This is a genomic window from Dyadobacter sp. CY356, from assembly GCF_021440195.1.
Lineage (GTDB): Bacteria > Bacteroidota > Bacteroidia > Cytophagales > Spirosomataceae > Dyadobacter.
Window position 1 is genome coordinate 165,098 of record NZ_JAJTSZ010000011.1, and the last position, 24,410, is coordinate 189,507.

A 24,410-nucleotide genomic window follows, 5' to 3' on the forward strand; every position below is an offset into this window, starting at 1 on the left:
TCTGAGTTAATGGCGAAGAATTGCCGCCGGAATTGAAGCGGATTTATTTTGTTATAGTTTTCCTGAAAATATCCAGCAATCTTTCAGCGGCTGCCACAGGAAGTTCGTTTCCCTCTTTTACGGAATTTTCTGAGGTGGCGATAGCTTTTTTTATGATGCTGTTTTCATAAAACTGATCTTCCAGCGTTTGCCGGATATAATCATGCATCCATTCCAGATTTTGCGCTTGTCTGTTTTTTTGAAAATAACCGTTTTTAATTGTCGCTTCCTGATATTCTGTAATCAATTCCCAGATTGAAGAAATTCCGAACTTTTCCAAAGCAGAGCAGGTTAGCACTTTTGTGATAAAATCAGAATCGGATTTTGGAAATAAATGGAGGGCATTTTGATATTCTGATACCGCCAGTTCCGCAGCTGTTTCATTGGCACCGTCTGCTTTGTTGATTGCAACGGCATCAGCCATTTCCATAATCCCTTTTTTGATTCCCTGGAGTTCATCTCCCGCACCTGCAAGCATAAGCAGAAGGAAAAAATCACTCATGCCTTTCACCAGCGTTTCGGATTGTCCAACGCCGACGGTTTCAATGATAATAATTTCATAACCCGCAGCCTCACATAATAAAATGGTTTCCCGCGTACTTCTGGCAACACCACCAAGAGACAATCCGGAAGCAGACGGACGAATAAATGCCAACGGGTCTCTGGCAAGTTCTTCCATCCGGGTTTTATCCGCCAGAATGCTTCCGGCGGTTTTTTTGCTTGAAGGATCAATTGTTAATACTGCAACCTTTTTTTTCAGGGATGTGATATGTTTTCCAAAAGCTTCAATAAAAGTGCTTTTTCCCACACCCGGAACGCCGGTAATACCAACACGTATCGATTTGCCTGAATTAGGAAGAATATTTTCCAGTACCGTTTTAGCCAGAATTTTGTCGTTCCTGAGTTTACTTTCAATCAGCGTGATTGCGCGGCTTAGAATAATCCTGTCGCCGGAAAGGATACCTTGTGTATAGGCTTCAACAGTAAGGCGATGGCGCATGAATTGGGCGTTATTGATAGGAAGTTTGTAAAATTCGCTAATGAATAGCAATAATGAAACCTTTTTTGTTTGGAAAAAGGCTAAAAGCCGTATATTGTTCGTTTAGAATTAATATTTTACTTTTCAACAATACGAATGAAAATCTTCTCTTCACGCTTATGGGTGATGGCCATGTGTTGCCTTGGGACCATAAGTGTTTCTGCTCAGGAAGCGGACAAGCCAAAGTATGATGCGCATGTGCTTTTTCATCCTTTATTTAATTTCCAGCCAGGAAGTGAGTATCGTACGGGTAGCGGTGCTCCTGGTCCTGCTTATTGGCAAAACCGTGCAGATTACAAGCTAAATGTTGCTCTGAATGAAAAAGAGCAGACAATAACAGGTGATGTTGAAATTACCTACAAAAATAACAGCCCCCAGGCACTTGAATTTATCTGGCTTCAACTGGATCAGAATTCTTTTAATACTGAATCCCGCGGAGGAAAATCAACGCCAATTACGGGTGGCCGTTTTGGTAATGTTAATTTCAATGGGGGAGATGCCATCAAATCCGTCTCTGTTCAGCAGGGAAAAGATAAGGCGGTTGAAGCAAATTATATCATCACGGATACACGTATGCAGATCCGCCTGACCAATGCTGTGAAAGCAAGCGGGGATGTGATCAAAATAAAGATTGCCTATTCTTTCAAAGTACCTGAATACGGTTCTGACCGTATGGGAACGCTGGAAACGAAAAACGGTATTGTTTATGAAATGGCTCAGTGGTATCCGCGTGTTGCTGTTTTTGACGATATAGAGGGCTGGAATGTGCTTCCATATCTTGGTGCCGGTGAGTTTTATCTGGAATATGGTGATTTTGATTATGCGGTTACTGTGCCCTGGGATCACATTGTTGTAGGTTCAGGAGAATTGGTTAATCCGGCAGAAGTTTTGACCGCTGACCAAAGAAAACGTTTGGCTGATGCAGCAAAAAGCGATCAGACAGTAATGATCCGTACGGCTGAGGAAGTTACCAATCCTTCGTCGCGTCCAAAACAATCGGGTACGTTAACATGGAAATTTCATTGTACCAACGCGCGTGATGTGGCCTGGTCTACCTCAAAGGCATTTGTCTGGGATGCGGCACGTATGAATTTGCCAAACGGGAAAACAGCTTTGGCGCAATCTGTATATCCTGCTGAGGATGGCGGATTGGAAGGATGGGGGCGTGCTACGGAATATGTGAAAGGCTGTATCGAGTTTTATTCAAATTATATTCATGAGTATACTTACCCGGTTGCAACCAACGTGGCTGGAATCGTAGGTGGAATGGAATATCCCGGAATCGTTTTTTGCAGCAGCAAAAGCCGTAAAGATGATCTTTGGGGTGTAACGGATCATGAATTTGGTCACAACTGGTTTCCAATGATCGTGGGTAGTAATGAGCGTAAGTATGCCTGGATGGATGAAGGTTTTAATACTTTTATCAATTTTCTTTCCGGCGATAATTTTAATAATGGAGAATACAAGGATAACCAGATGGGGGATATGCACCGCCTGGCACCTGTAATGTTCCGTGATAATGCAGATCCGATCATGACAATTCCTGATGTGGTTCAGCCTTCAAATCTTGGTTGGGAAGCCTATTACAAGCCGGGTTTAGGTCTGAAAATATTGCGTGAGCAGATTTTAGGAAAAGATCGTTTTGACTATGCTTTTCATTTGTATGTAAAACGCTGGGCATTCAAACATCCTACGCCTTACGACTTTTTCCGTACGATGGAAGACGGAGCAGGTGAAGATCTGGGATGGTTCTGGAAAGGCTGGTTTTTTGAAAATTACAAACTTGATCAGAGCGTAAAGGAAGTCTCTTATGTTGAGCAAAACCCTCAGAAAGGTTCTGTCATCACAATCGAAAATCTTGACCAGATGGCCATGCCGGCAAAAGTTGATGTTGAAGAAATCAGCGGTAAAAAGACAAGAGTAGAATTGCCCATAGAAGTTTGGCAGCGTGGTGGAAAATGGTCTTTCCGCGTAGATACACAGCAGCCAATCAAGTCGGTTACGATTGACCCGGATAATCAGCTTCCGGATATCAATCCACAAAATAATACATGGAGGCCGGTTAAGTTTGCTCCAACGGAGGCGAATTAATCGTAACAGACCAATTTCAAAAAATAAAAATACCTCGCAGATTTCTACTTCTGCGAGGTATTTTTATTTAAAAGTATATCAAATTGTTATCAACATGGCACCATAGGAATATCCTCCGCCAAAAACGGTAATAACAATATTTTCTCCTTTTTTGAATTTTGATCTGTTTTCAGAAAGTGCAATGGCGCAGCCTGCACAGCCGGTATTTCCCAGATACTGAATATTGGAGATTAACTTTTCAGCCGGAATCCCCAAAGTATTGATCACATTCAGACTAATCCGGTGATTGGCCTGATGGGGAATCAGGTAATCAAGATCATCGATCGTTAAACCGCAGGCCTGCAAAACCTGCTGACTAACCTTTGGCATATATATACAGGCATTCTGAAAAACATCACGACCAAAAGGCATAACCACACCACGGTCGTTCGGGCGAAGTACAACTGCTTCAATGGCTTTTCCACTGGTAGCTGCACCACCGGTAATCAGTTTCTTGATAAACATATCCGATTCGGACTGTCTTTCTTTTGAAATCAACATGGCAGAAGCACCGTCGCCCCACAAATGCCCGGAAACGGTATCGCTTTCGTTATAATAAGCTGTGTTATGATCGGAAACAATCACCAGCGCTTTGGATGCTTTACCCATGGCAAAATATCCCTCGACAATTTCAATGGCGTTCAGCAAGGAAGAACATGCGGAAGAAATGGTTACGACAGGAATATCCGGCAACGAAAGATGATGCTGAACCGCGTGTGCAACAGTTACGATGGTGTCGTAAGGTGTGTAGGTCCCTCCTACGATCAAATCAATTTCATTTTTGCTATATGGGACGTTATCATCAGCCAGTAATAAATTTACAGCTTCAATTGCCATGGTTGCAGTATTCTCACCTTCTCCGGCTTTGCGACGCTCGTAAATTCCGGTGCGTTCTACAATCCATTCGCTGGAAAGATTATTAAGTTTTGTAAAATATTCATTACCAATTACTTCACTTGGTAGATAATGACTGAGTGTATTAATATACATGGTTGAGAAGTTGACTTCGCAATCTACTATTCTGTTTAATTCCGAAAGTTAAATATTTCGTAGAAAGCATAGTACTAAATATTTGAACAATTCAATAATAAGTTTATAAAATTATACAAATATTTAAATTGTTAAAAAGTATGATTTTTTAGGTTTCAATAAATTTGTATAAAAATTAAGCAAAATCTTTTCTTCGTTTGCCCAATTGTAATAAGTTTCTGTTGAGATTCTACCCTTTCGGCCCATAATCCCGGCTTTTTCCGGATTTTCTACGAGCCACTCCAATTTCTTTGCCAACGTATCTGAGTCGTAGGGTGATATACAAAAACCACACCCTGCGTTTTCTACCACATCCCGGTATAAGGGAAAATCGGAGGTGATCACAGGTAATTGCATGGCCATGTATTCAAATATTTTCGTAGTATAAGAATCCGTATAATCTGCAACCGGTTTTAATAATGCAATTCCTGCTGTTGCTCCTCTGGCAAATGGCAGCGCATTTTTCAGATCTGTATAACCGTGAAAAACGATATTTGACTGGATTTTGAAAAAACCCGGTAACTTTTCTGCATCCATTATATCAAACTGTAACTTACCAAACATATGCATCCTAAAATCCGGATGTCTGGATTTTAATCTGATCAATGCTGCTACCAACACATCAAAAGACCGTTCCATTGAAATTACGCCGCAATAGAAAAATACAGGCGGCTTTGTTATTTGCTTCTCATGTTTTCCATAATAACGGTCAATGAACGGCAATGCAACATAGTTATGAACAACTGCGGAGGTGAGAGGCAAATTTTTATATTCATTCAAATAAGCGTGTTCGGTAAAAAGGCAATAAAATTTTTTCCTGGCGGCCCGATCGAAAAATTTAAAAAGTAGTTGAAAGACAACTGCTTTGTTAAACTGTTTGATAGAGAATTTTTTATAAAGGTTTTCCTGTACTTCATAAATCACTTTCGCACCCAACCAGTGAAAAAGAAACGCTATCGGTATCAATTCGGGCACAAAGATATGCACAATTGCCGGACGAAAACGCAAACATCTCCAAAGTAAAACCGGGTGGCAAAGTAAAATCCTCAGCAGTAAATTTCGAAAAAATGGTAAAGATATCGTTTCAAAATCCTTTTTACCCATAGCTCTTTCCAGCTTTGGTAAAACACAAATCACAGCATAATCCGTAGCAAGCGATGGCGCAATCTTGTACATAATACGCGGATCGGTCGGCGGATGCACTGTGCTTAGCAGCAAAACGCGTGGTTTCATTGTGCTGTCATCATCATAACACCTGATGAAGTTCCGATTCTATCGGCTCCGGCTTCTATAAACGCAAGAGCCTGGTCGTAAGTCCTGATTCCTCCCGATGCTTTTATTTTGATTTCAGATGGCAGGATTGAACGCATCTTTGTGACCGTTTCAAGATCCGCACCGGCCGGTGCAAATCCTGTTGATGTTTTTACAAAATCGACTTTTGCTTCGGCACAAATTTCGCAGGCCGTGTAAAGATCGAATGAATCAAGATAAGCTGTTTCGATAATGACTTTTAATAATGCATTGTGCTCATGCGCCAAATCAGACAATTGCCTCAATTCTTCCCGAATGCTCAAATAAGCCATGGACTTGAATTGAGCAATGTTCATCACCACATCCAATTCTGTCGCTCCATCCCTAAGCGCGTTTATTGCCTCTGCAATTTTTGTTACCGTTGTTGAATAACCCAACGGAAAACCGATAACGGACACAATTTCAATTCGTACAGGACAAAACTCAAACATTTCCTTAGTGTAGGCCACGTAAGTAGGCGCAACACAAACTGCCTTGAACTGATGAATCCAGGCCTCCTCACAAATTTTCCGGATATCCGTTTCGCTTGCGGTTGGTGAGAGGAGTGTGTGGTCGATGTATTGGGAAATGTTTGTCATGAGCGGAGGAATTCGTATAATGAAGATAATGCAAAAACCCCGTCTGGACGACGGGGCTTTGCTCAATCTTATACAATACTATTTTTACATTTCAGTTTTCGGCGTCTCAACCTCAGCTTCCGCTTCAATTTCCGGAGTTTCTTCCGCACCGGCTACAAAAAGCTCAGGGATATATTTCGACAACAAATTATACCAGGTAATTACCTTTTTAATATCAGAAACATAAACTCTTGAACGGTCGAAATCAGGAAGAATTTCATTCAAAAATTCAATAAGATCTTTGTCTGATGCGCTCTTAACCTGCAAAGTGATTTCTTCGCCATGTACTTCTCTGATTTTAAGAAATACATCTGCCAAAGGAATTGATTCTTGTTCACCTTCCGTAAAAATAGAAACGTCTTTCAAAACAGAAACACGTGCAGTTGGCCCAATTAGTGATTTTTCGTGTTTTTCATCCAGGCTCTCAACTATAACACCTGCGCGACTTGGTTTCAAAATACGGAACAATCCGCCTTTCCCTGAAACATTAGCTATCTCTTTCAACAATTCCATTCCTGTTGATTCTACTTTCTCGCTCATCCTTAGTTATGCTATTAGTGGTCTCTTTATTTATAGACTATGATTGCCAAATTATTGAATATACAATTGTGACAAAATTAAATTTTCCGCAAAATAACGGAAAGATTGCTCGGTAAGCAAACCTTATTCCACGCCAGGTTTTTCAAACGTTTGATTATAAGATTGTATTGTGTCAAGAATCCCGTCACGGCCTTCTCCTTTTTCAGCTGACGTCACAAACATTGGTGGAATCTCTTCCCAGATTTCTGCAAGTTTTTCAGTATATTTTTTTACTTGTTCAGCCTGCTGATACGGTTTTAGCTTGTCTGCTTTGGTGAAAATAATATGAAAAGGAATGCCGCCCTGACCAAGCTCTTCCATAAATTCGAGGTCGGTTGCTAGCGCTTCATGACGAATATCAATCAAAACAAACGTACAGATAAGATTTGGACGGTTATGTAAATAATCGCCGATCATTTTTTCCCATTTTTCGCGTTCTGTTTTGCTTACCTTTGCATATCCGTATCCCGGTAAATCAACGAGGTACCAAACCTGGTTTATGAAATAATGATTGATCAATTGTGTCTTTCCGGGTTGCTGTGACGTTTTTGCCATGCCCTTTTTTCCGGTAAGCATATTAATCAATGAAGACTTTCCTACATTTGACCGACCAATGAACGCATATTCCGGCAAATCAGGCTTAGGGCATTTCTCATAATCGGAGTTGCTCATAAGATACTTTGCTTCTTGAATTTTCATGGTGGTAGTTTATAATTTGAATACAAAGGTACTGGTTTTCTTTTTAGCAATAAATTCGGTGTTAGGCTGATGTCTGTTTCTAATTGCAACTACACAAACATTCTGCAAAAAATAACTCAGTTCAAAAACATTGGTATGCGTATATCCTTAGTAGTTCGGATTTGTTAACGAAGTACATCCTGATAATGCGCCAAATAATTCTACAAATAGATTAAAATAATACGTGCAACTTTCCAATTTCTTCTTAACGCATTGATAATTAATGAATTTAGTTTTGCAAACCAGAAATCTGTGACAGCGGTTGAATAGCCTTTTTAGTTGAATAATTTAATTCGTAGACCCCGGACTTGTAGAAAAAATTAGATAAACGTTATTATTTCTCTTAATTTAATCCGCAAAGTCACAGTATAAGAATTTAAATAATGAATCAGTTTATCCTGCGTGGAACGCCTCGCATCGAAAATTTTCTAGCAAAATTTAGTTTGATCTTACTGGTTATCTGTATGGTTTTAGATGTTAAAGCGCAAAGTTTTTATGCCAGCGGCGGAACAATTCATGATTTTAAGGGCGTATTTAAAATCGATTCGTTTCCTGTAAAGGTATCGGGACTAGACTCGAAGACAGGACAGGATTTTGGTATATCAAAGATCTGCTTTACAATCGTTCATCCGCGGGTTTCTGATTTGAAGATTGAGTTGTTAAGTCCGGATGGCACCAGTATATGGCTTACAAACCGTAACGGTAAAGATTTTGGAAGTAATTATACCAATACTTGCTTTCGGTCAAACGGCTTTTCAGGGTATGTACATCAGGCAGTTGCACCTTTTACGGGTGAATATATTCCGGATGGAAGAATAAATTTTTTGAATAACGGACAAAATCCAAATGGTACCTGGTTTTTGCTGGTGCAGGATTTAAGATCGGGAGAAAAGGGCACGATTAATTTTCTGACACTTGATTTTGATAAAAACCCAACCCCGAATCTGGACGTAAGTCCTTGTTCCATGGAAGATGGCACTGCCTGTAAATGTGCAGATGGGACCTCGGATTGTGAACTTTTACCGGATTTGGTAATACTTCAAAGGCTTACCACGGATCAGGTCAAAGAATATCCCTGGAATGATCCATATTATCCGGGACAATTGCGACTGGCGGCCTCCATTGCCAATATCGGAGATGGGCCAATGGAAGCTTTTGGTAATAATAAATGGTACTGCAACACACAGGAAGTAAAAGATTCGACGGTGATCTGCAAAGATAAAACGCATCCGCGTCAGCAGATCAATCAGCGGATCTATAAGAAAAATGGCAATAAGCTGATTGCATCAGATCGCATTGCCGGCACCAATTATTATGATGATAAACCTGGTCACAATCATTACCATGTTGACGACTGGGTGGAATTTAGAGTGGTAAAAGAAATCAAAAACAAGGCTGGAAAAGTTACAAAGCGGCAATTGGTTTCAAAAGGGAGCAAAGTAAGTTATTGCCTTTTTGATTCCGGGATTTGTAATAACAATGATAGTTTGTGTGTGCTGAACGGACAAACTTACGGAGACAAAAACCTGCTTAATTATGGACTAGGTAATTATGTCGATTGTAAATCATTGAAGCAGGGAATCAGCGTTGGCGGTTATGACACCTATGGAATGATGTATGAAGGTCAGTTCGTTACGCTTCCAAAAGGTTTAAAATCAGGAAATTACGTGTTGGAGATTGAAGTAGACCCGACCGGCATTTACAAGGAAAAAAATAAGTCAAACAATACCTTCAAGATGCCTATCCTGATTTCAAAACAGGAATAAGCATTTTTTCAAAATATAACCAGCAGCATGTAGTTCCTCTGATTGAAAAATCGGAGGCCAGGATTTTATTGTGCTGATGTTTACGATCAGCAAGCAAAATATAAATAACCAGCATTTAAATAGAATAACACAGCATCTCTCATTGTAACTACCTCAATTATGAAAAAATTATTTTACCTGTGGTTTTTGCCTGCCATAATCCTCCTTCTGGCAAATCAGACTTTTGCACAATGTCCTGCTGCTGATTTTACCGCAGTAACCGGTGGCAATTATAACCTCAATGGAAACAAAACACTTGCTATCACTTCCTCTATCGGGGACATTAACATTAATGTAAGCGGCACCGGAAACGTGATCTGCATAGCTAATGGCGCAAGCTGGACAAAGACGAATGGAACAAACTTCGATGGCTCTGTAAGTATCAATGTTTACGGAACTTTCACTTATAACAGCAGCGATAATTTTAACGGAGGAAATACTTCATACATCAATGTTCAGGAAGGCGGTTTTTTAAATACGAACACCAGCGGTATCGGAAGCAATTTGTTGATCAATAATCAGGGAACTACCACTTTTACGAATACAGGTACCATTCAATTCAGAGATTCATTCTCGTTTTACAATATGGGAGCGAAATCAAAACTGGTTGCGACTGCACCTTCTATGATTGTTTTTGGTACGAACAATGTGATCGAAAATTCCGGAGTTATGGAATTCAGCAGTCTTGAAAATGCGGATGCAAAACGTTTTAAAAATGAAGCTTCCGGTGTGATTAATATCAGCCGTTATTTTTATAACCACGGAGCCATCTTGAATGATGGAGAAATAAATACGTTATGCGGGAGTTTTGGTAGTTCTGCCTGCCAGTTTATCATTGGAGATAAGGGTCCCGGAAAAGAATTTCAAAATAATGGATGTATGAACGTAACCGGTGATGTAAATATTCGCGGTGCAGCTTTCATCAACGGGACGCTGACGATCAGCAATGGTAATCTTACTATTGACAAGAAAATATCCGGAAACAACGGTTCGATCATCGTTACAAATGGGGTGAGTACTATTTCAAGCGATGGGGGTTACAGTGGAACGAATATGAAGTTCTGGGATGAAAATACGGGTAACCACGATTTTGACCAAAAAAATAATAACAATCCGGGTGTAACGACAGTGTATTCGGTTGAGAAAAGAACTTGTGTGAAAGCGGAAGTATTTGGATCAATCGGTGATTATGTCTGGTTTGATAAAAACAAAGACGGAATCCAGAACAATGGTGAACTTCCTGCAACGGGTGTTAAAGTTCAGTTGTACGAATATGTTTCGGGAAGCTGGACTCAGGTAATAACAGCTGTGACGGACAGTTATGGAAAATATCTTTTTGATGAATTGACAAGTGGTAAATATAAAGTGACTTTCATTTTGCCAAGCGGTGGTAAATATTTCTTCACGTTAAAAAATGCCACGACTTCTGATCTGGATAGTGATGTCGACATGGAAGGTAACAGCGGAGAAATTACGATTGATACTTCTTTTCCTGCCGGAAATGTAAATCGCGATAACCTGACGGTAGACGCAGGTATGTACGAAGGAACTACGCCACTGCCTGTTACATTGATCAGTTTTAACGCTGATAAAGAAAATGAAACAGTACAACTGCAATGGATTACTTCGGCGGAAACAAACAGCGAAAGTTTTGATATTGAAAACAGTCTTACCGGAAAAACCTGGCAGAAACTTGATAATGTAGTTGCAGCGGGAGAAAGTTCAACAAAAACAACTTACGCTTACGTTGACAAAAACCCATCAAATGGTGAGAATCTATATCGTCTGAAAATGATTGACAAAGATGGAACATTTGCTTACAGCAGCATCCGCAGTGTTACAATTGAAACGGGTAGCCAGGTTACAATTTATCCAAATCCTGTTTCAGAACGTATTCTCTTCAAAGTAAATGACTGGTCGAAAATTGGTAAAGTTCAGCTTCTGGATCTGAACGGAAGAGCAGTATATCAGTCTATAAAAGCGTTAGTGGATGGTATTGATGTAAAAAATCTTCCGGCCGGATTGTACGCGGTGAGCCTTACCGGCACCAATGGTTCGACAAATAGTTATAAAGTTTTAATTGCTAAATAAACATTGAAGATTCTTCTCTTGCCATTAGAAGTTATTATAACCCAGCAAAAGTGAAACGCCCCCGTCAGATGCATATCTGCGGGGGTTGTTTTTTGTTGAAAAAAATAGTTATGTTCGTCTATATTTTCAACGTTATAATTTGAACCTATCCGGTTAGAAATGGTTTAATAAAATAAACCGGTTAGGTATTTTCGTTATGTATTTATTCAAACTATAATATAACCAAAGCAATGAAAGGGTTTAAACACATTATTTATTTGCTTGCAGTGGTTGCACTGACTTTTTCAATAGCAGAAGCAGCTGATGGCAGAAAAAATGAAACAAAAGTTAACGCAGATGCCGGAATAAAATTTACAGGAGGGAATTGGGCTTCAATTCTTAAAAAAGCAAAAGCAGAAAATAAAATTATTTTTCTTGATGCCTATACAACCTGGTGCGGACCTTGTAAATTATTGCAGAAAAATGTTTTTACAAAGCCGGAAGTTGGTGCATTATTTAACCAGAAATTTATCAATGTAAAAGTTGATATGGAAAGCGGTGAAGGTCCAAAACTGGCTCAGAAATATCCTTTGGAAGGTTATCCAACACTTTTCTTCATCGACGGAGATGGGAAAATCGTTAAACAAGTAATCGGATACCAAAATCCTGAAACGCTCGTAAGTATCGGAAAGGCAATTTAAGTTATTGTCAGGGGATTTTGGATACTTGAAGTAAAGGTCAGGTTTTGTCATTTATTGTCAAGTGTAGTCAGGGGATTTTAGATAATTGAATTTGTCTGAAACAAGTCATTTATAGTCAGGTTTTGTCAGGTATGGTCATTTATTGGCCATACCTGATTTTGTTTTATAGGACTGTTAAACCATATCTACAAAGCTGGAATAAACAATCCCTGACCATACTTGACAAAAACTGACAACAAATGGCAATTCCTGACTTTTCCAGAACTTGCTTAAAAACAAAAATTGTCAAGTTCCGTACTAAAGTCAAGAGCAAACACCCCCTGACTAAAAATAACAAAACCTGACAAAAAGTGACTTTATAAGAAATTCTATTCGTAATAATTCATTACCCTATGACCGCTATTTTCAAGTAGCTGATCTTTTTTGAATAGCGTCACATCGGCGGTAACCATATCTTTTACCAATGCTGCTAAATCGTATTTAGGTTTCCAGCCTAATTTGGTCATTGATTTTGTCGGATCACCGATCAACAGTTCAACTTCTGTCGGGCGGAAATATTTAGCATCGATTGCAACTACTTCCTTACCAATTTCAATCTGGAAAGCAGGATCATTACATTTGGCAACTTTCGCAATTTCCGTAACACCTTCTCCTGAAAATTCAAGTTCTATACCAACTTCGGCAAATGCCATACGAACGAAATCACGGATACGTGTGGTGATTCCGGTAGCGATAACAAAATCTTCGGCAACTTCCTGCTGAAGAATCAACCACATGGCTTCAACGAAATCTTTTGCATGGCCCCAGTCACGTTGCGCATCAAGATTCCCAAGATAAACCTTATCCTGCAAGCCCAAAGCAATTCTGGCAACAGCACGTGTGATTTTACGGGTAACAAAAGTTTCTCCGCGTAATGGCGATTCATGATTGAAAAGAATACCATTCACCGCAAACATATCGTAAGCTTCACGATAATTTACAGTAATCCAGTAACCATACAATTTTGCAACGGCATATGGAGAACGTGGATAAAATGGTGTAGTTTCTGACTGAGGAACTTGCTGAACCAGACCATAAAGTTCAGAAGTGGAGGCCTGATAAATTTTGGTTTTTTTAGTCAAACCTAACAAACGAACCGCTTCAAGAATACGAAGCGTTCCGATTCCATCCACATTGGCAGTATACTCAGGTTCTTCAAAGCTTACCTGCACGTGGGACATAGCGCCCAGGTTATATATTTCGTCAGGCTGTACTTCCTGAATAATACGAATGATGTTGGTAGAATCACTCAGATCACCATAGTGTAAGTGGAAACGTACATTTGTTTCGTGCGGATCCTCATAAATATGGTCGATGCGCTGCGTATTAAACAACGAGCTGCGGCGTTTGATACCATGAACCTCATAGCCTTTGCTCAAAAGCAATTCCGCCAAATAGGCCCCATCCTGACCTGTAATACCTGTAATAAGTGCCTTTTTCATTATAAGTTAGTATGTATATAAAATACAAAGGTAAAATTATTAGTCAATTCTAAAATTTAATCTATTCAGTGGGCAGACGAATTAGCAAACTGCGCTTTATTTCAACGCGGTCAGCAAGTATCACTGCGGAGGAATATTGTCCCCGGATTTGTTCCAGATATTGTTCTGCATCACTGCGATACATAAAGTCACCTGCTTTGACACGGTATGTTGGCTGAGAATAGGATACGTAAGGATTCAGGTCGGGGAATGACTGGTAAATGTATGATTTGGCGTTATCCGCTTCCTGGCGGACGTTGCCCACATAAAGTTGTATTCTGAATCCGCTGATATATCTTATGGCTTTATTTTGCTGAGCCATAGTATCCAAAACCGTCTGGAGTTTTTTATTGACATTTAACGGTTTGTCGCTGTTTTTATAAACATTGTCAACTGGTTTTGACTCTGTTTTTTTTGTGACAACCGGTTCAACATAATCAAACCTTGGCCTTACCAAAGTCAGATCTTCACGGTAATCAGCTGATGAAATGTTGGCAGTCGTTTTCTTGCTGCATCCCGACAGAGCCAGAAAAGCAAAAGGGATGACCAGCAAAAATATTTTCTTTTTCAGCAACATGATGAAGTGATTGGTAATAAACTTACAAACTTAACCAAAAATGGATAGATAAACCATCTTCCTGTGCTATTTTGAATCTAATACCTAACTTTGTCCTGCTATTACGATCCACCATTTCACACCATGCAAGAAAACGTTTCTCTACGCAATTATAATACCTTCGGTCTGGAATCCAGGGCTCAGTTTTTTGAAGAAGTACAATCAACCGCTGCACTGACTGAAATTATTAAAAATCCTCTTTGGAAGGAAACGCCCAAATTTATTTTGGGAGGCGGAAGTAATATTCTGTTTACGCAGCATGTTGATGCGCTGGTAATTAAAATAGCAATAAAAGGAATTGAGCTCATCAAGGAAGATGAGGATTTTATCTGGCTTCATGCAGGGGCCGGTGAAAAATGGCATGACTTTGTGACGTATTGTGTGCAGCATGATTACGCAGGTGTTGAAAACTTATCGCTAATCCCCGGGACAATCGGCGCGGCGCCTATGCAAAATATTGGTGCATATGGGGTAGAAATAAAAGATGTTGTGGAAACGGTTGAAGCCATTTCTGTTGAAACGGCGGAAATGAGAATATTTTCGAAAGAAGAATGTCTTTTTGGATATAGAGAAAGTGTCTTCAAACATGCTTTGAAGGGAAAATATATTATCACCGGTGTGGTATTTCGTCTGAATAAAAAACCTGTATATCATGTTGAATATGGCGATATTCAGAAAACCCTGACGGAGATGCATGTCGAAAAACCTTCCATAAAAGCAATCAGTGAAGCTGTAATCCGCATCCGTGAAAGCAAACTGCCTGACCCGGCCAAAATTGGTAATGCAGGCAGCTTTTTTAAAAATCCGGAAATCTCTGCGGAGCAGTTTGATAAATTAAAAATAGATTTTCCAACCGTCCCGGGTTATCCAACCATTCCGGGTTTTGTAAAAGTGCCGGCTGGTTGGCTCATAGAACAAGCAGGATGGAAAGGTTATCGCGATGGTGATGTTGGCGTTCATGCGCGGCAAGCCTTGGTTTTGGTCAATTATGGTGCTGGTACCGGCGATCAGATTAAAGCACTTTCCGAAACAATACAGAAATCTGTTTATGAAAAGTATGGTATTAATCTGAGCGCCGAGGTGAATTTTGTATAGCCAGCCAGTATTAAACTATTTCATTATCATCACTTTACGCCCGATATATTTTTCCCCGGCCTGAATTTTGAGAAAATATTCTCCATTAATCAGGTTTTTCAAATTCACTGTAACCCATTGTTGATCAGTATAGTAAAGCGTTTCTATTTTTGCGCCGCTGTTTGTAAATATTTGAATTTGACGAATTTTTTCTGTATCGGAAGTTACGTTTACCAGATCAGCAGCAGGATTTGGATAAATCGTAATATCCGGATTTGATGAATTGTCTTCGCTTTTCTTAGTCACTACAAGAGATGTTATTCCGGATTCTGATGTTTCGGTATAACCTCTTATTTTGTAGGTGTAGTCAATTCCCCTTTTAGCGGTGATGTCTGTGTATTCCGTATCAGTATTTGGCAGATAAATAATTTCATGAGATCTGGATGGTTCTTTTCCATCAAATCTTTCCAGAATATAGCCTGTAGTTTTGGATAACGGATTCCAGTTTAATACCACATTGTTGTCAATTTCGGAAGAACTCAGTGTTATTGTTCCAAAATCTTGGTAGGGGCCGATCTTCTGATGATGAAATGCGAAAGCTCGAAATCCTTTTGTATTCTTCAAAAACGGGCCAATATAAACCCAGGGCGCACTCAGCAAGCCAGCGTAATGATATTTTGAAGGTAAATATTTAATCAAAGAATCACTGCCAACTTCTTTTAGTGTAACAATGATTTTATTTGCCTCCGCTCTGCCGGATTTTAATTTTTGCCATTCCTTGTTCAGGTAAAAGAAGTCCTTGACGGAATACGTAGAAATAGGCACCTGACTTCCCTCGATGTTGGCGGCAATTGTATCGTTTGGATAAACCATTTCCTGATAATCTTCAAAAACCATGGTGATTTCATCCTTCTGTGGTGTGGAATAAAAGACCTTTTGCAGATTTGGAGAACTTATTTTTTCTTTTTCTCCATAATGATGGTATCCTGCCATTTCAGCAAGATCCTGGCCGATTTTCATATATCCATCCAAACCATAATGAAATCCATTCCATCCTGGTGCTCCCAGTGCTGCATAAGATTGTACGATTGGGTGATTGGTTTCCAGCGTTCGTTGCTGTTCACGGAGCACTCCGATACGGTCGTCATAGGCACCGCCGCCGAATAATGGTAACTGGAAGACATAAATTTTCTTGGTTGCCGGATAATCCTCTTTCCATTGGGAAATTATTTTTTCAAAACGCGGCCCCCAAATTTCCGGATCATTGGATGATGCTTCGTTTTCACCCTGCCAATAGAACATTCCTTTTATATAGGGAAGCAAACCAGTCTGTTGCGTGATATTGAGCAGTGCTCCATACTGGCTGATCGGGTCTGAGTGATTGTCTTCATTTCTTGCGGTTAGCTGCACAACGGATGCTCCCGCGGCAGAACCGTTGATAACGCAGGTAGGTATCTGATATTTTTCAGCAATTCTTCTTTGAAATTCAATACCAAAAATACCAACACGCTGCGTCAATTCATTGGACAAACCCCAAAGAAACGGCCCTCCTGCTGAGCCATAAGTACGGGCATATTCATTTCGGTAAGGGTAATCCACCTCCCAGGAAACGGCATTGGACTGTCCGTAAATAATAAAGAAATCTCCGGCAACTACATCATTTCTGCGTACAATAAGCGTGGAATCCTTAGCTGACTTGCAGGCATATACTTCAAACGCATATTCTGCGAGCTCAGCTTTTATTCTGGAACTGATCGTAAACGGTGCCTGAGTGGAGGAATAGGAGAGGTTGCTTTTTTGATAACCCGTTTTGACTTTGTTTCTATATTTTACAATGGAAACATAAGAATAGCCGGGAACCTGTATTTTTCCTGCAATGGTTATGTCAGCAAAATCAGTGCTGTCTCTTGCAAAAAGCTGTTTGTCTTGAGGTAATCTGTCAAAATAAGCCAGGTCAAATTGTTGGGCAAAAGTGGGAGATATTGCTGAAACTACATAGCAAAGACACAAGGAGAGTATTACCTTATTCATTTTATTAAGAGGAGGATGGTGTGTGTAAAAAAAGCGGGACTTTTCAACAGAAATGTCCCGCCCTCAAAGCAAAAATATTTTTATCAATCAAAACATAAAGACGCAGCTCCCAACAGTCCGGCATCATTGGCCAGGGTCGCACGCTTGATGCTGATTGTTTTCATGTAATAGGGAGTAAGCCAATAAGCAAATCTTTCATTGATTGCTGGCAGAATATATTCAAAAGAAGCCGAAATACCTCCGCCAATCAGGATGGTTGTAATGTCAAGAATACGGATCATTGAAACAAGTCCTTCTCCTAACAAATAACCCATTTCCTGAAAAATCTGCTTGGCAAGTTCGTCACCTGCCGCCGCTGCTGCTACCAGACCTGTTGTAGAAATGGTACCGTTGTCTGGCAATTGCGTTTTTCCAGTATAAGTCGCTCGCATGGTATGTGCCATGTCAAGAAGCTCTTTTTTACCGATATTACGTTCCAGAACCTTTCCGCCTTTCGAAGGTACGTGTCCTGGCTCCATGGCATTACCGCCGCCGCCTTTGAAAACTTTTTTATCAATAATGGCTGCTCCGCCGATACCAGTACCCAGGGTAACAAAAATATAGTCTTCCGGAAGTTTGTCTTCACCAAAATAATATTCCCCTAATGCCGCGGCATTGGCGTCATTTTCAAGATAAAAATCATGCTGAGGAAAACGCGCTTTCAAATCCGGAACAATGGTAATACCATCAATTTCAGGGATAGCTGTGATTTCCAGTAACGTGGTACGATCGCGCGATATCAGGCCGGGAACGCCTATGCCTACTCTTTTAACTTCAGGATATTCAACCAGTTGCAAAGCGATTGCATCACCAAGTCTTTCTATAAAATGTCCTGAACTGCGCCAGCTGGCGGTATCGTGGCTATAAAAATTAGAAATTCTCCCATCTGTAGCATCAACGATCCCCATTTTTACGTTAGTACCGCCCACGTCTATACCAAGGTATTGTTCCATGAAATGAAATAAGGGTTTTTATAAATAATTTTAAAAATGCGGCAATTTAGCAAAAATGCTTTATTCTTTACTAATCAATCCAGATCTCCAAGCTGTGGTCTTATCAAAATTTCTTCCAAAACTGCTCTTGGAGAGAGCAAATAAGCTCCCCAGATCGTTTCTGCAACGTCTTTCGGATCAATAAATCTTTCCTGGGGAAGATCAGTTCCTTGCCAGCTATCTGTTAAAGTTGCACCAGGAAGTACAGCGGTAACTTTTACACCATGCGGTTTCATTTCCTCACGCAGCACTTTTGTCATGCCGTATAAGGCAAATTTTGATATGCAATAAGAACCTCCGTTTGGATATGCTGTAATACTTGCGGTTGAACAGATTGTAAAAATATGACCTTTTTTAGATTTTATCATTTTGTCAATTACACCACGCGTCAAATGATAAGCACTGTAAAGATTTGTTTCCATCGTTTTTTCCAGCGTACCTTCCTCTTCGTTATGGATCTGTCCGGGAATAAATACGCCGGTATTATTGATCAGCACATCAATCGGACGCTGCATATTTTTTATAAAACCGATAAAACTGTCAAGTTCGGGACGCAGCGATAAATCTGCTTTCTGAAAAAAAACTTCTGAATCAGGAAATTGTGCTTTCATATCACTTTGCAGCGATAAAAGATCGTTTTCGTTCCTCGCGCAGGTAATAACATCAAAACCTTCAGCCAAAAACCGTTCTATCAATGCCCTTCCAATCCCTTTTGTGCCACCTGTTATTACTACTAATGGATTCATTTTTCTATTTGGCTCTTTTTTTGTCTAATTTTCCCGAAAATATTGAATACAATTAAGATATGATGTCGGTAATCGGAAAATACTTTCTTTTTTTAGGATCACTGTTTGGCAAAGGTGAGAAATTGTCTGTTTACTGGCGGCGTTTTATGGAAGAAAGCGTCGGAATTGGCGTAAGCTCGATTTTTATCGTGGCCATCGTTTCAACATTTATCGGAGCCGTTTCTTGTATTCAGACGGCTTATAATCTTGTAAGTCCTATTATTCCTGTTTCTACCGTAGCACTTATTGTACGCGATATGCAGATACTTGAACTGGCACCGACCATCACCTGTATCGTGCTTGCAGGAAAAGTGGGCTCCAACATTGCCAGCGAGCTGGGTACAATGCGGATTACTGAACAGATTGATGCCCTGGAAGTTATGGGGATAAATTCGTCTTCCTATCTGGTAATGCCCAAGGTGCTGGCTGCCATGTTCACGTTTCCGATGCTGGTAATTCTAGCTGCATTTTTAGGGATTTTTGGCGGATATCTGGCGGGAACACTAACGGGTGTGATTACTGAGCGAGATTATTTATATGGTATTCGTGATTCTTTCGTACCCTATAATTTGTTTTTCATGTGTATCAAACCTTTTGTATTTGGATTTCTGATTGCTACAATTTCTTCCTATCAGGGATTTTTTACTACCGGTGGTGCGTTGGAAGTTGGAAAGGCAAGTACCCAGGCTGTTACCAATAGCTGTATATCCGTTTTGATTGCAGATTATTTACTGGCGCAGCTATTGTTGTAAATATTAGTGATTATTTTCTTTCCAAATTTTGGAGCAATTGAAATTTATTTAGCGGAAAATGATTGAAATAAAAGATATCAATAAAGCATTTAATGGCAAAGCAGTTCTCAAAGGCGTTTCCAGCATTTTTAAGGAAGGTGAAATAAACCTCATTATTGGTGGAAGCGGTACCGGGAAAAGTGTATTGTTAAAATGTATGATCGGTTTGATCAAACCCGACCAGGGCAATGTGCTTTACAACGGGCGTGATTTTTACAATTCAGATAAAGATACGAAACAAGCTATACGCCGGGAAATGGGCGTTTTATTTCAGGGAGGCGCGCTTTTTGACTCTCAGACAGTTGAGCAGAATGTACGTTTCCCACTCGATATGTTGACTGATATTTCTCCCGCAGAAAAAAAGGAACGTGTCGATTTTTGTCTTCAGCGGGTTGGACTCGAAACATCCGGGAAAAGAATGCCTTCTGAAATCAGTGGCGGGATGAAGAAACGTGTGGGCATTGCGCGCGCCATTGTAATGAATCCTAAATATCTTTTTTGTGATGAACCAAATTCGGGACTGGATCCGCTTACCTCTGTGAAAATTGATGAACTGATCAAGGAAATTACAGAAGAATATAAAATAACAACGGTTATCATCACCCATGATATGAACTCGGTAATGGAAATCGGGCAGAACGTGATTTTTCTCTATCAGGGCGATAAATTATGGGAAGGCATTAATTCTGATATCACGAAAACGACGGTACCGGAACTGAATGAATTTATTTTCGCCAATAAATTACTTCGTGATGCTGCGAAGGAGAATAATTGCTGATCTGAATCATCTAAGTCCCAATGCCTTTTGGAAACGCAGTGGTAGCGATTTCCGCTCTGCGAATACCACGATTACACAAAAGAGAATGAAGAAAAGCATATGATAAACTAATCCGGCGGATGAATTTGACGGAATTAAATAGGCATCCAGCAATATAAATAAGCTGCCTCCAAAAATGTATCCCAGTGCAGAATTGAGTTGATACGGAATAGGATAATATTTTTGCCCATAAAAATAACAAAGCGCGGTCATGACCAGACCGGATGCAGCAAATGCAAATCCACAACCGAGGTAACCTATTTTTGGTACCAACAAGACATTAAGCAACACGGTAATACTTGTTCCTGTCAATGTGATGTAGGTACCATACTGAGTTTTATTGGATATCTTAAACCAGGTTGCCAGGTTATAGTATATTCCTAAAAATAAGAATCCAAGCAAGAGCCAGGGAACTACGGCCAAACCTTCATGGTAAATTTTCTTTCTCAAAAATAATTCTGCCAACAAGTGGAGGTTAAGGCAAATACCAACCCACATAGTGGCGCAAATGACGATAAACCACTTCATAACTTCTGAAAATACTTCCGGGGCATTTTTATCTTCTGCTTTTGAATAGAAAAAAGGCTCTGCCGCATATTTAAAAGCTTGTATGGCAAGATTCATGAAAATTGAAAGTTTGAAGCACTGTCCATAAATTCCAATTGCCTGTTTTGTAGTTCTTTCGGGATAAAAATTTGTGGGAAGTAAATATTGAAGAAAGGTTCTGTCAAAGAGTGTATTGGTTACAGCAGCCAAATTCATGATGAAAAGAGGAAATGCATAAACCCAGACAGGCTTTAATAGGGTAGTGTTAAAAACGAATTTGAAGTCGATGAACTCTTTATACAAAAATGCAAAAAATGCCAGATTTGCTAATAAATTCGCCAGGATAATATAGCCGACTGCGGTATTGGGACTATAAAATAAATCAACTACCGGTTTGAATACGGCCAGATATTTTTGATCAAAGATGTCACGGCAGATGATTAGGAAAAAGAAGTTAAGACCAACATTCATAAGAATATTACTCACCTTGGCGGTAACAAACTTCTTGGCCTTTTTTTCAAGACGTAATCGGGCAAATGGAATTGCAACGATTCCATCAATTGCCATAATTATTGACATCCATCGGACCAATTTAGCTTCCTCAGGATAATCGATTAATCTCGCTACCTCCTCTGAAAAAAGAAAAATGCTTCCTGAAAATAGAACACTGACCAGTATTACCGCGCTTAAAATGAGATTGTAATATTTTTGGCCATCTTTTTCCTTTCGTGCATAATAGAAATAAGCGCTCTCCATACCGAACGTGTAGACCACCATGGATAGGCCGGCATAAGTGTAGAGCTGAACCTGAGAGGCTAACTGTTCGGGTAGAAACAATTTTGTATGTAACGGAACAAGCAGGTAATTGAGCATTCTTCCCAAAATGGTACTAACTCCGTACATTACCGTATCACCGGCCAGCTTTTTAAGAACACTCATATACTAATATTTCTTTGGCGGAGATGAGGAGTTTCTTTGTTTGAAATGCTCTCCGGCATACAAATATACGTGAACAGGTACCGTTTTATTGATATTTACCACAAAAAAGAACCCTTCTGAATTTTCATTCAAAAGGGTTCTTTTTAAGCAATTTGTTTAGGCTACATTAACAATAATGCTTTCAATAACGTTTTTGATACGTTTCCAGCCTTCGTCCGAATGTAAATCAACATCGATTATTTTTTCACGATAGTCACTTGAAATAGTCAGGTAATAAATACCGGCTGTAAGAAATGCCATTAATGCACTGGTATCTTTACAATTTGGCAAGTCACCAATTTTATCAACAATGCGTGTAGCAATCTGATTTCTCGCATCTGACAGCATAGCCTTGCCCGTGCCGATTTCCCATCTCAAAAGATCACGGGTAGCCTTACGTTCGCGCAAATCGCTCAGAACCGTGTTCATAAGGCTGGTCAATGCCTTTGCACGTTCTTCGGCCGGGATGTTGCCCATGTTATCTATATAATCGTCTCCCATCGTGGAAACGTATTCTCCTGATTTTACATATTGTTCCATCAAACCATCTACGCTTTCAAAATATCTGTAAATCAGTACTTTGTTAACTCCGGCTGTTCTGGCAATCAGATTTACCCCAACTTTTTCAGTTCCAAATTGCTCGATGACCTCACCAACGGCCTTCAGGATTTTTCCTTTGGTCCGTTCCCGGTCTCTTTTTTTAATTTTTGTGTCGATTTTCATTTACGGTGCATTTAGGTTATACATAGTAAATGTAACATTTCATCGGTAAATAATTATCATTTTGTAAAAAGCATGTAACCTTTTTTGCTGTTTTGTTTCGTAAAATCTAGTGAAAGGAAAATATTGGATTAAATGTCATATAGTTTTGTGAAAAAAGCGGGAAAAACTGGGGATTGAGGTGGATTTTGAAGGGAGAGGAGGAATAAATAATTTGGGAAAAAAGCTATAAAAAAAGAGCTCATTAAAAAATGAGCTCTTTGCTAAGAAAATGTTGGCCGACAAGGACTCGAACCTTGAACGAGACAACCAAAATGTCCTGTGTTACCATTACACCATCAGCCAATACCGTGTTAGTGGGTGCAAAAGTAATACGAAATTTTAAGTTGTCAAGTCTTTTTGAAAAAAAATTTCAAATACTTTTCAATTCTACGCCTCCCGCTATTTTTTTCACTAATCCCTGTAACACTTTTCCTGGTCCGCATTCAATAAATAAGCCGGCTTCGTCCGCCACCATTTGCTCAACAGATTGTGTCCACCTTACAGGTGCCGTTAGCTGTGCTATAAGATTTTCTTTAATAACCGAAATTTCAGTAGCTGGTTTTGCATTTACATTTTGATAAACCGGGCAAAGTGGAGGCTGAAACTGGGCTTCGTTGATAGCCGCAGCAAGTTCTTCACGTGCCGGCTCCATTAGCGGAGAGTGGAATGCGCCGCCCACCTGTAGTATTAATGCGCGTTTGGCACCAGCAGCTTTTAACAGCTCACATGCTTTTTCCACACCTTCTATCGTCCCTGATATTACAACCTGGCCGGGGCAGTTATAATTAGCGGGAACAACAATTTCATCCGTAATTCCTGCACAGATTTCTTCTATCGTTTTATCATCAAGGCCAAGAATGGCAGCCATCGTTGACGGACGCAGCAAACATGCTTTTTGCATGGCATCTGCGCGTTTGGCAACCAGGCGCAAACCATCAACAAAAGAAAGCGCTCCGGCGGCTACCAGTGCCGAAAATTCTCCAAGTGAGTGGCCGGCGACCATGTTCGGGGTGAAATCCTGACTGATTTTTGCTAATACTACGGAATGAATAAATATCGCAGGTTGCGTAACATTGGTTTGTTTAAGCTCCTCGTCCGTTCCTTCAAACATGATTTTGGTAATATCAAATCCCAAAATATCGTTTGACTGGTCAAAAAATGATTTGGCTGAATCGGAGCTTTGGTATAAGTCTAAACCCATTCCTTTGAACTGTGAACCCTGTCCCGGAAATATGTAGGCTTTTTTCATAATTGGTTGATTTAAAAATTGGTCATGGTAACAAAATCCGTAGCCCGGCTGGAAACCAACCGGGCTACAAATAACGTACTAGAAGTTGAAAGAAAAAAAGTCTGTTTTTTTGACGGGCTTAAAAATTAGTTTAATGATTATCTGAGCAGCTG

General features: G+C 39.9%; 21 protein-coding genes and 1 tRNA gene. 7 read left to right on the plus strand and 15 right to left on the minus strand.

Features of this window, described 5'->3' with window-relative positions; genetic code table 11:
• Nucleotides 1–43: 43 nt before the first annotated feature.
• Nucleotides 44–1,039, minus strand: a complete 996-nt coding sequence (gene meaB, locus LXL81_RS26970) for a methylmalonyl Co-A mutase-associated GTPase MeaB (RefSeq protein ID WP_234650792.1) — start codon at nucleotides 1,037–1,039, stop codon at nucleotides 44–46.
• Nucleotides 1,040–1,174: 135 nt separating this feature from the next.
• Here meaB and LXL81_RS26975 point away from each other — a divergent pair, with 135 nt between their 5' ends.
• Nucleotides 1,175–3,169 carry a M1 family metallopeptidase gene (locus tag LXL81_RS26975; protein ID WP_234650794.1) on the plus strand — a complete coding sequence of 665 codons (1,995 nt, stop codon included), beginning with the start codon at nucleotides 1,175–1,177 and terminating at the stop codon, nucleotides 3,167–3,169.
• A 78-nt stretch (nucleotides 3,170–3,247) separates the two neighbouring features.
• Here LXL81_RS26975 and LXL81_RS26980 read toward each other — a convergent pair whose 3' ends face one another.
• From LXL81_RS26980 to yihA, 5 genes are all read right to left on the minus strand, one after another.
• Nucleotides 3,248–4,198, minus strand: coding sequence for a 3-oxoacyl-ACP synthase III family protein (locus tag LXL81_RS26980; RefSeq protein ID WP_234650796.1), 951 nt, complete (start codon nucleotides 4,196–4,198; stop codon nucleotides 3,248–3,250).
• A 123-nt stretch (nucleotides 4,199–4,321) separates the two neighbouring features.
• Nucleotides 4,322–5,470, minus strand: a complete 1,149-nt coding sequence (locus LXL81_RS26985; RefSeq protein WP_234650798.1) for a glycosyltransferase — start codon at nucleotides 5,468–5,470, stop codon at nucleotides 4,322–4,324.
• Nucleotides 5,467–6,126 (minus strand): deoxyribose-phosphate aldolase, encoded by a 660-nt coding sequence (gene deoC / locus LXL81_RS26990; protein ID WP_234650800.1) that lies wholly within the window; start codon nucleotides 6,124–6,126, stop codon nucleotides 5,467–5,469. The genes LXL81_RS26985 and deoC overlap by 4 nt, the downstream gene beginning before the upstream one ends.
• 84 nt (nucleotides 6,127–6,210) lie before the next feature.
• A complete protein-coding gene (locus LXL81_RS26995; RefSeq protein ID WP_234650802.1) occupies nucleotides 6,211–6,705 on the minus strand; it encodes a DUF5606 domain-containing protein in 495 nt (164 codons plus the stop codon).
• Nucleotides 6,706–6,828: 123 nt separating this feature from the next.
• Nucleotides 6,829–7,443, minus strand: coding sequence for a ribosome biogenesis GTP-binding protein YihA/YsxC (gene yihA, locus LXL81_RS27000; RefSeq protein WP_234650803.1), 615 nt, complete (start codon nucleotides 7,441–7,443; stop codon nucleotides 6,829–6,831).
• A 422-nt stretch (nucleotides 7,444–7,865) separates the two neighbouring features.
• Here yihA and LXL81_RS27005 point away from each other — a divergent pair, with 422 nt between their 5' ends.
• From LXL81_RS27005 to LXL81_RS27015, 3 genes are all read left to right on the plus strand, one after another.
• Nucleotides 7,866–9,248 carry a proprotein convertase P-domain-containing protein gene (locus LXL81_RS27005; RefSeq protein ID WP_234650806.1) on the plus strand — a complete coding sequence of 461 codons (1,383 nt, stop codon included), beginning with the start codon at nucleotides 7,866–7,868 and terminating at the stop codon, nucleotides 9,246–9,248.
• Nucleotides 9,249–9,407: 159 nt separating this feature from the next.
• On the plus strand, nucleotides 9,408–11,378 hold the full coding sequence (locus LXL81_RS27010; RefSeq protein ID WP_234650808.1) for an SdrD B-like domain-containing protein: 1,971 nt from the start codon (nucleotides 9,408–9,410) through the stop codon (nucleotides 11,376–11,378).
• 230 nt (nucleotides 11,379–11,608) lie between these two features.
• Complete coding sequence (locus LXL81_RS27015; protein ID WP_234650809.1) at nucleotides 11,609–12,058, plus strand: thioredoxin fold domain-containing protein; 450 nt, start codon at nucleotides 11,609–11,611, stop codon at nucleotides 12,056–12,058.
• 368 nt (nucleotides 12,059–12,426) lie between these two features.
• Here LXL81_RS27015 and gmd read toward each other — a convergent pair whose 3' ends face one another.
• Together gmd and LXL81_RS27025 are read right to left on the minus strand one after the other, a co-directional pair.
• The gene (gmd, locus tag LXL81_RS27020; protein WP_234650811.1) at nucleotides 12,427–13,539 is read right to left on the minus strand and encodes a GDP-mannose 4,6-dehydratase; all 1,113 of its coding nucleotides are present in this window, start codon (nucleotides 13,537–13,539) and stop codon (nucleotides 12,427–12,429) included.
• A 61-nt stretch (nucleotides 13,540–13,600) separates the two neighbouring features.
• Complete coding sequence (locus LXL81_RS27025) at nucleotides 13,601–14,155, minus strand: SPOR domain-containing protein (RefSeq protein WP_234650812.1); 555 nt, start codon at nucleotides 14,153–14,155, stop codon at nucleotides 13,601–13,603.
• 123 nt (nucleotides 14,156–14,278) lie between these two features.
• Between LXL81_RS27025 and murB the strand changes: the two genes are divergently transcribed.
• Nucleotides 14,279–15,289 (plus strand): UDP-N-acetylmuramate dehydrogenase, encoded by a 1,011-nt coding sequence (gene murB / locus LXL81_RS27030; protein WP_234650815.1) that lies wholly within the window; start codon nucleotides 14,279–14,281, stop codon nucleotides 15,287–15,289.
• A gap of 15 nt (nucleotides 15,290–15,304) precedes the next feature.
• Here murB and LXL81_RS27035 read toward each other — a convergent pair whose 3' ends face one another.
• The 3 genes from LXL81_RS27035 to LXL81_RS27045 all read right to left on the minus strand — a co-directional run bounded on the left by LXL81_RS27035 (nucleotide 15,305) and on the right by LXL81_RS27045 (nucleotide 19,076).
• Nucleotides 15,305–17,299: a T9SS type A sorting domain-containing protein gene (locus LXL81_RS27035; RefSeq protein WP_234650817.1), complete on the minus strand. Its 1,995-nt coding sequence runs from the start codon at nucleotides 17,297–17,299 to the stop codon at nucleotides 15,305–15,307.
• An 83-nt stretch (nucleotides 17,300–17,382) separates the two neighbouring features.
• Entirely contained in the window at nucleotides 17,383–18,291 is a 909-nt protein-coding gene (locus LXL81_RS27040) for an ROK family protein (protein WP_234650819.1), read from the minus strand.
• 74 nt (nucleotides 18,292–18,365) lie between these two features.
• A complete protein-coding gene (locus tag LXL81_RS27045) occupies nucleotides 18,366–19,076 on the minus strand; it encodes an SDR family oxidoreductase (protein WP_234650821.1) in 711 nt (236 codons plus the stop codon).
• 62 nt (nucleotides 19,077–19,138) lie between these two features.
• On the opposite strand from LXL81_RS27045, the gene LXL81_RS27050 reads away from it, so the two are divergent.
• Nucleotides 19,139–19,867, plus strand: a complete 729-nt coding sequence (locus LXL81_RS27050; protein ID WP_234650837.1) for an ABC transporter permease — start codon at nucleotides 19,139–19,141, stop codon at nucleotides 19,865–19,867.
• A 58-nt stretch (nucleotides 19,868–19,925) separates the two neighbouring features.
• On the plus strand, nucleotides 19,926–20,684 hold the full coding sequence (locus LXL81_RS27055; protein WP_234650823.1) for an ABC transporter ATP-binding protein: 759 nt from the start codon (nucleotides 19,926–19,928) through the stop codon (nucleotides 20,682–20,684).
• 6 nt (nucleotides 20,685–20,690) lie between these two features.
• Here the strand turns inward: LXL81_RS27055 and LXL81_RS27060 are convergent, their stop codons facing one another.
• The 4 genes from LXL81_RS27060 to fabD form a co-directional block, all read right to left on the minus strand.
• A complete protein-coding gene (locus tag LXL81_RS27060) occupies nucleotides 20,691–22,208 on the minus strand; it encodes an oligosaccharide flippase family protein (RefSeq protein WP_234650825.1) in 1,518 nt (505 codons plus the stop codon).
• A gap of 156 nt (nucleotides 22,209–22,364) precedes the next feature.
• Nucleotides 22,365–22,970, minus strand: coding sequence for a TetR/AcrR family transcriptional regulator (locus tag LXL81_RS27065; protein ID WP_234650826.1), 606 nt, complete (start codon nucleotides 22,968–22,970; stop codon nucleotides 22,365–22,367).
• Nucleotides 22,971–23,241: 271 nt separating this feature from the next.
• A tRNA-Gln gene (locus tag LXL81_RS27070) sits at nucleotides 23,242–23,312 on the minus strand.
• Between the two features lie 67 nt (nucleotides 23,313–23,379).
• The gene (gene fabD, locus LXL81_RS27075) at nucleotides 23,380–24,258 is read right to left on the minus strand and encodes an ACP S-malonyltransferase (RefSeq protein ID WP_234650828.1); all 879 of its coding nucleotides are present in this window, start codon (nucleotides 24,256–24,258) and stop codon (nucleotides 23,380–23,382) included.
• Nucleotides 24,259–24,410 lie beyond the last annotated feature (152 nt).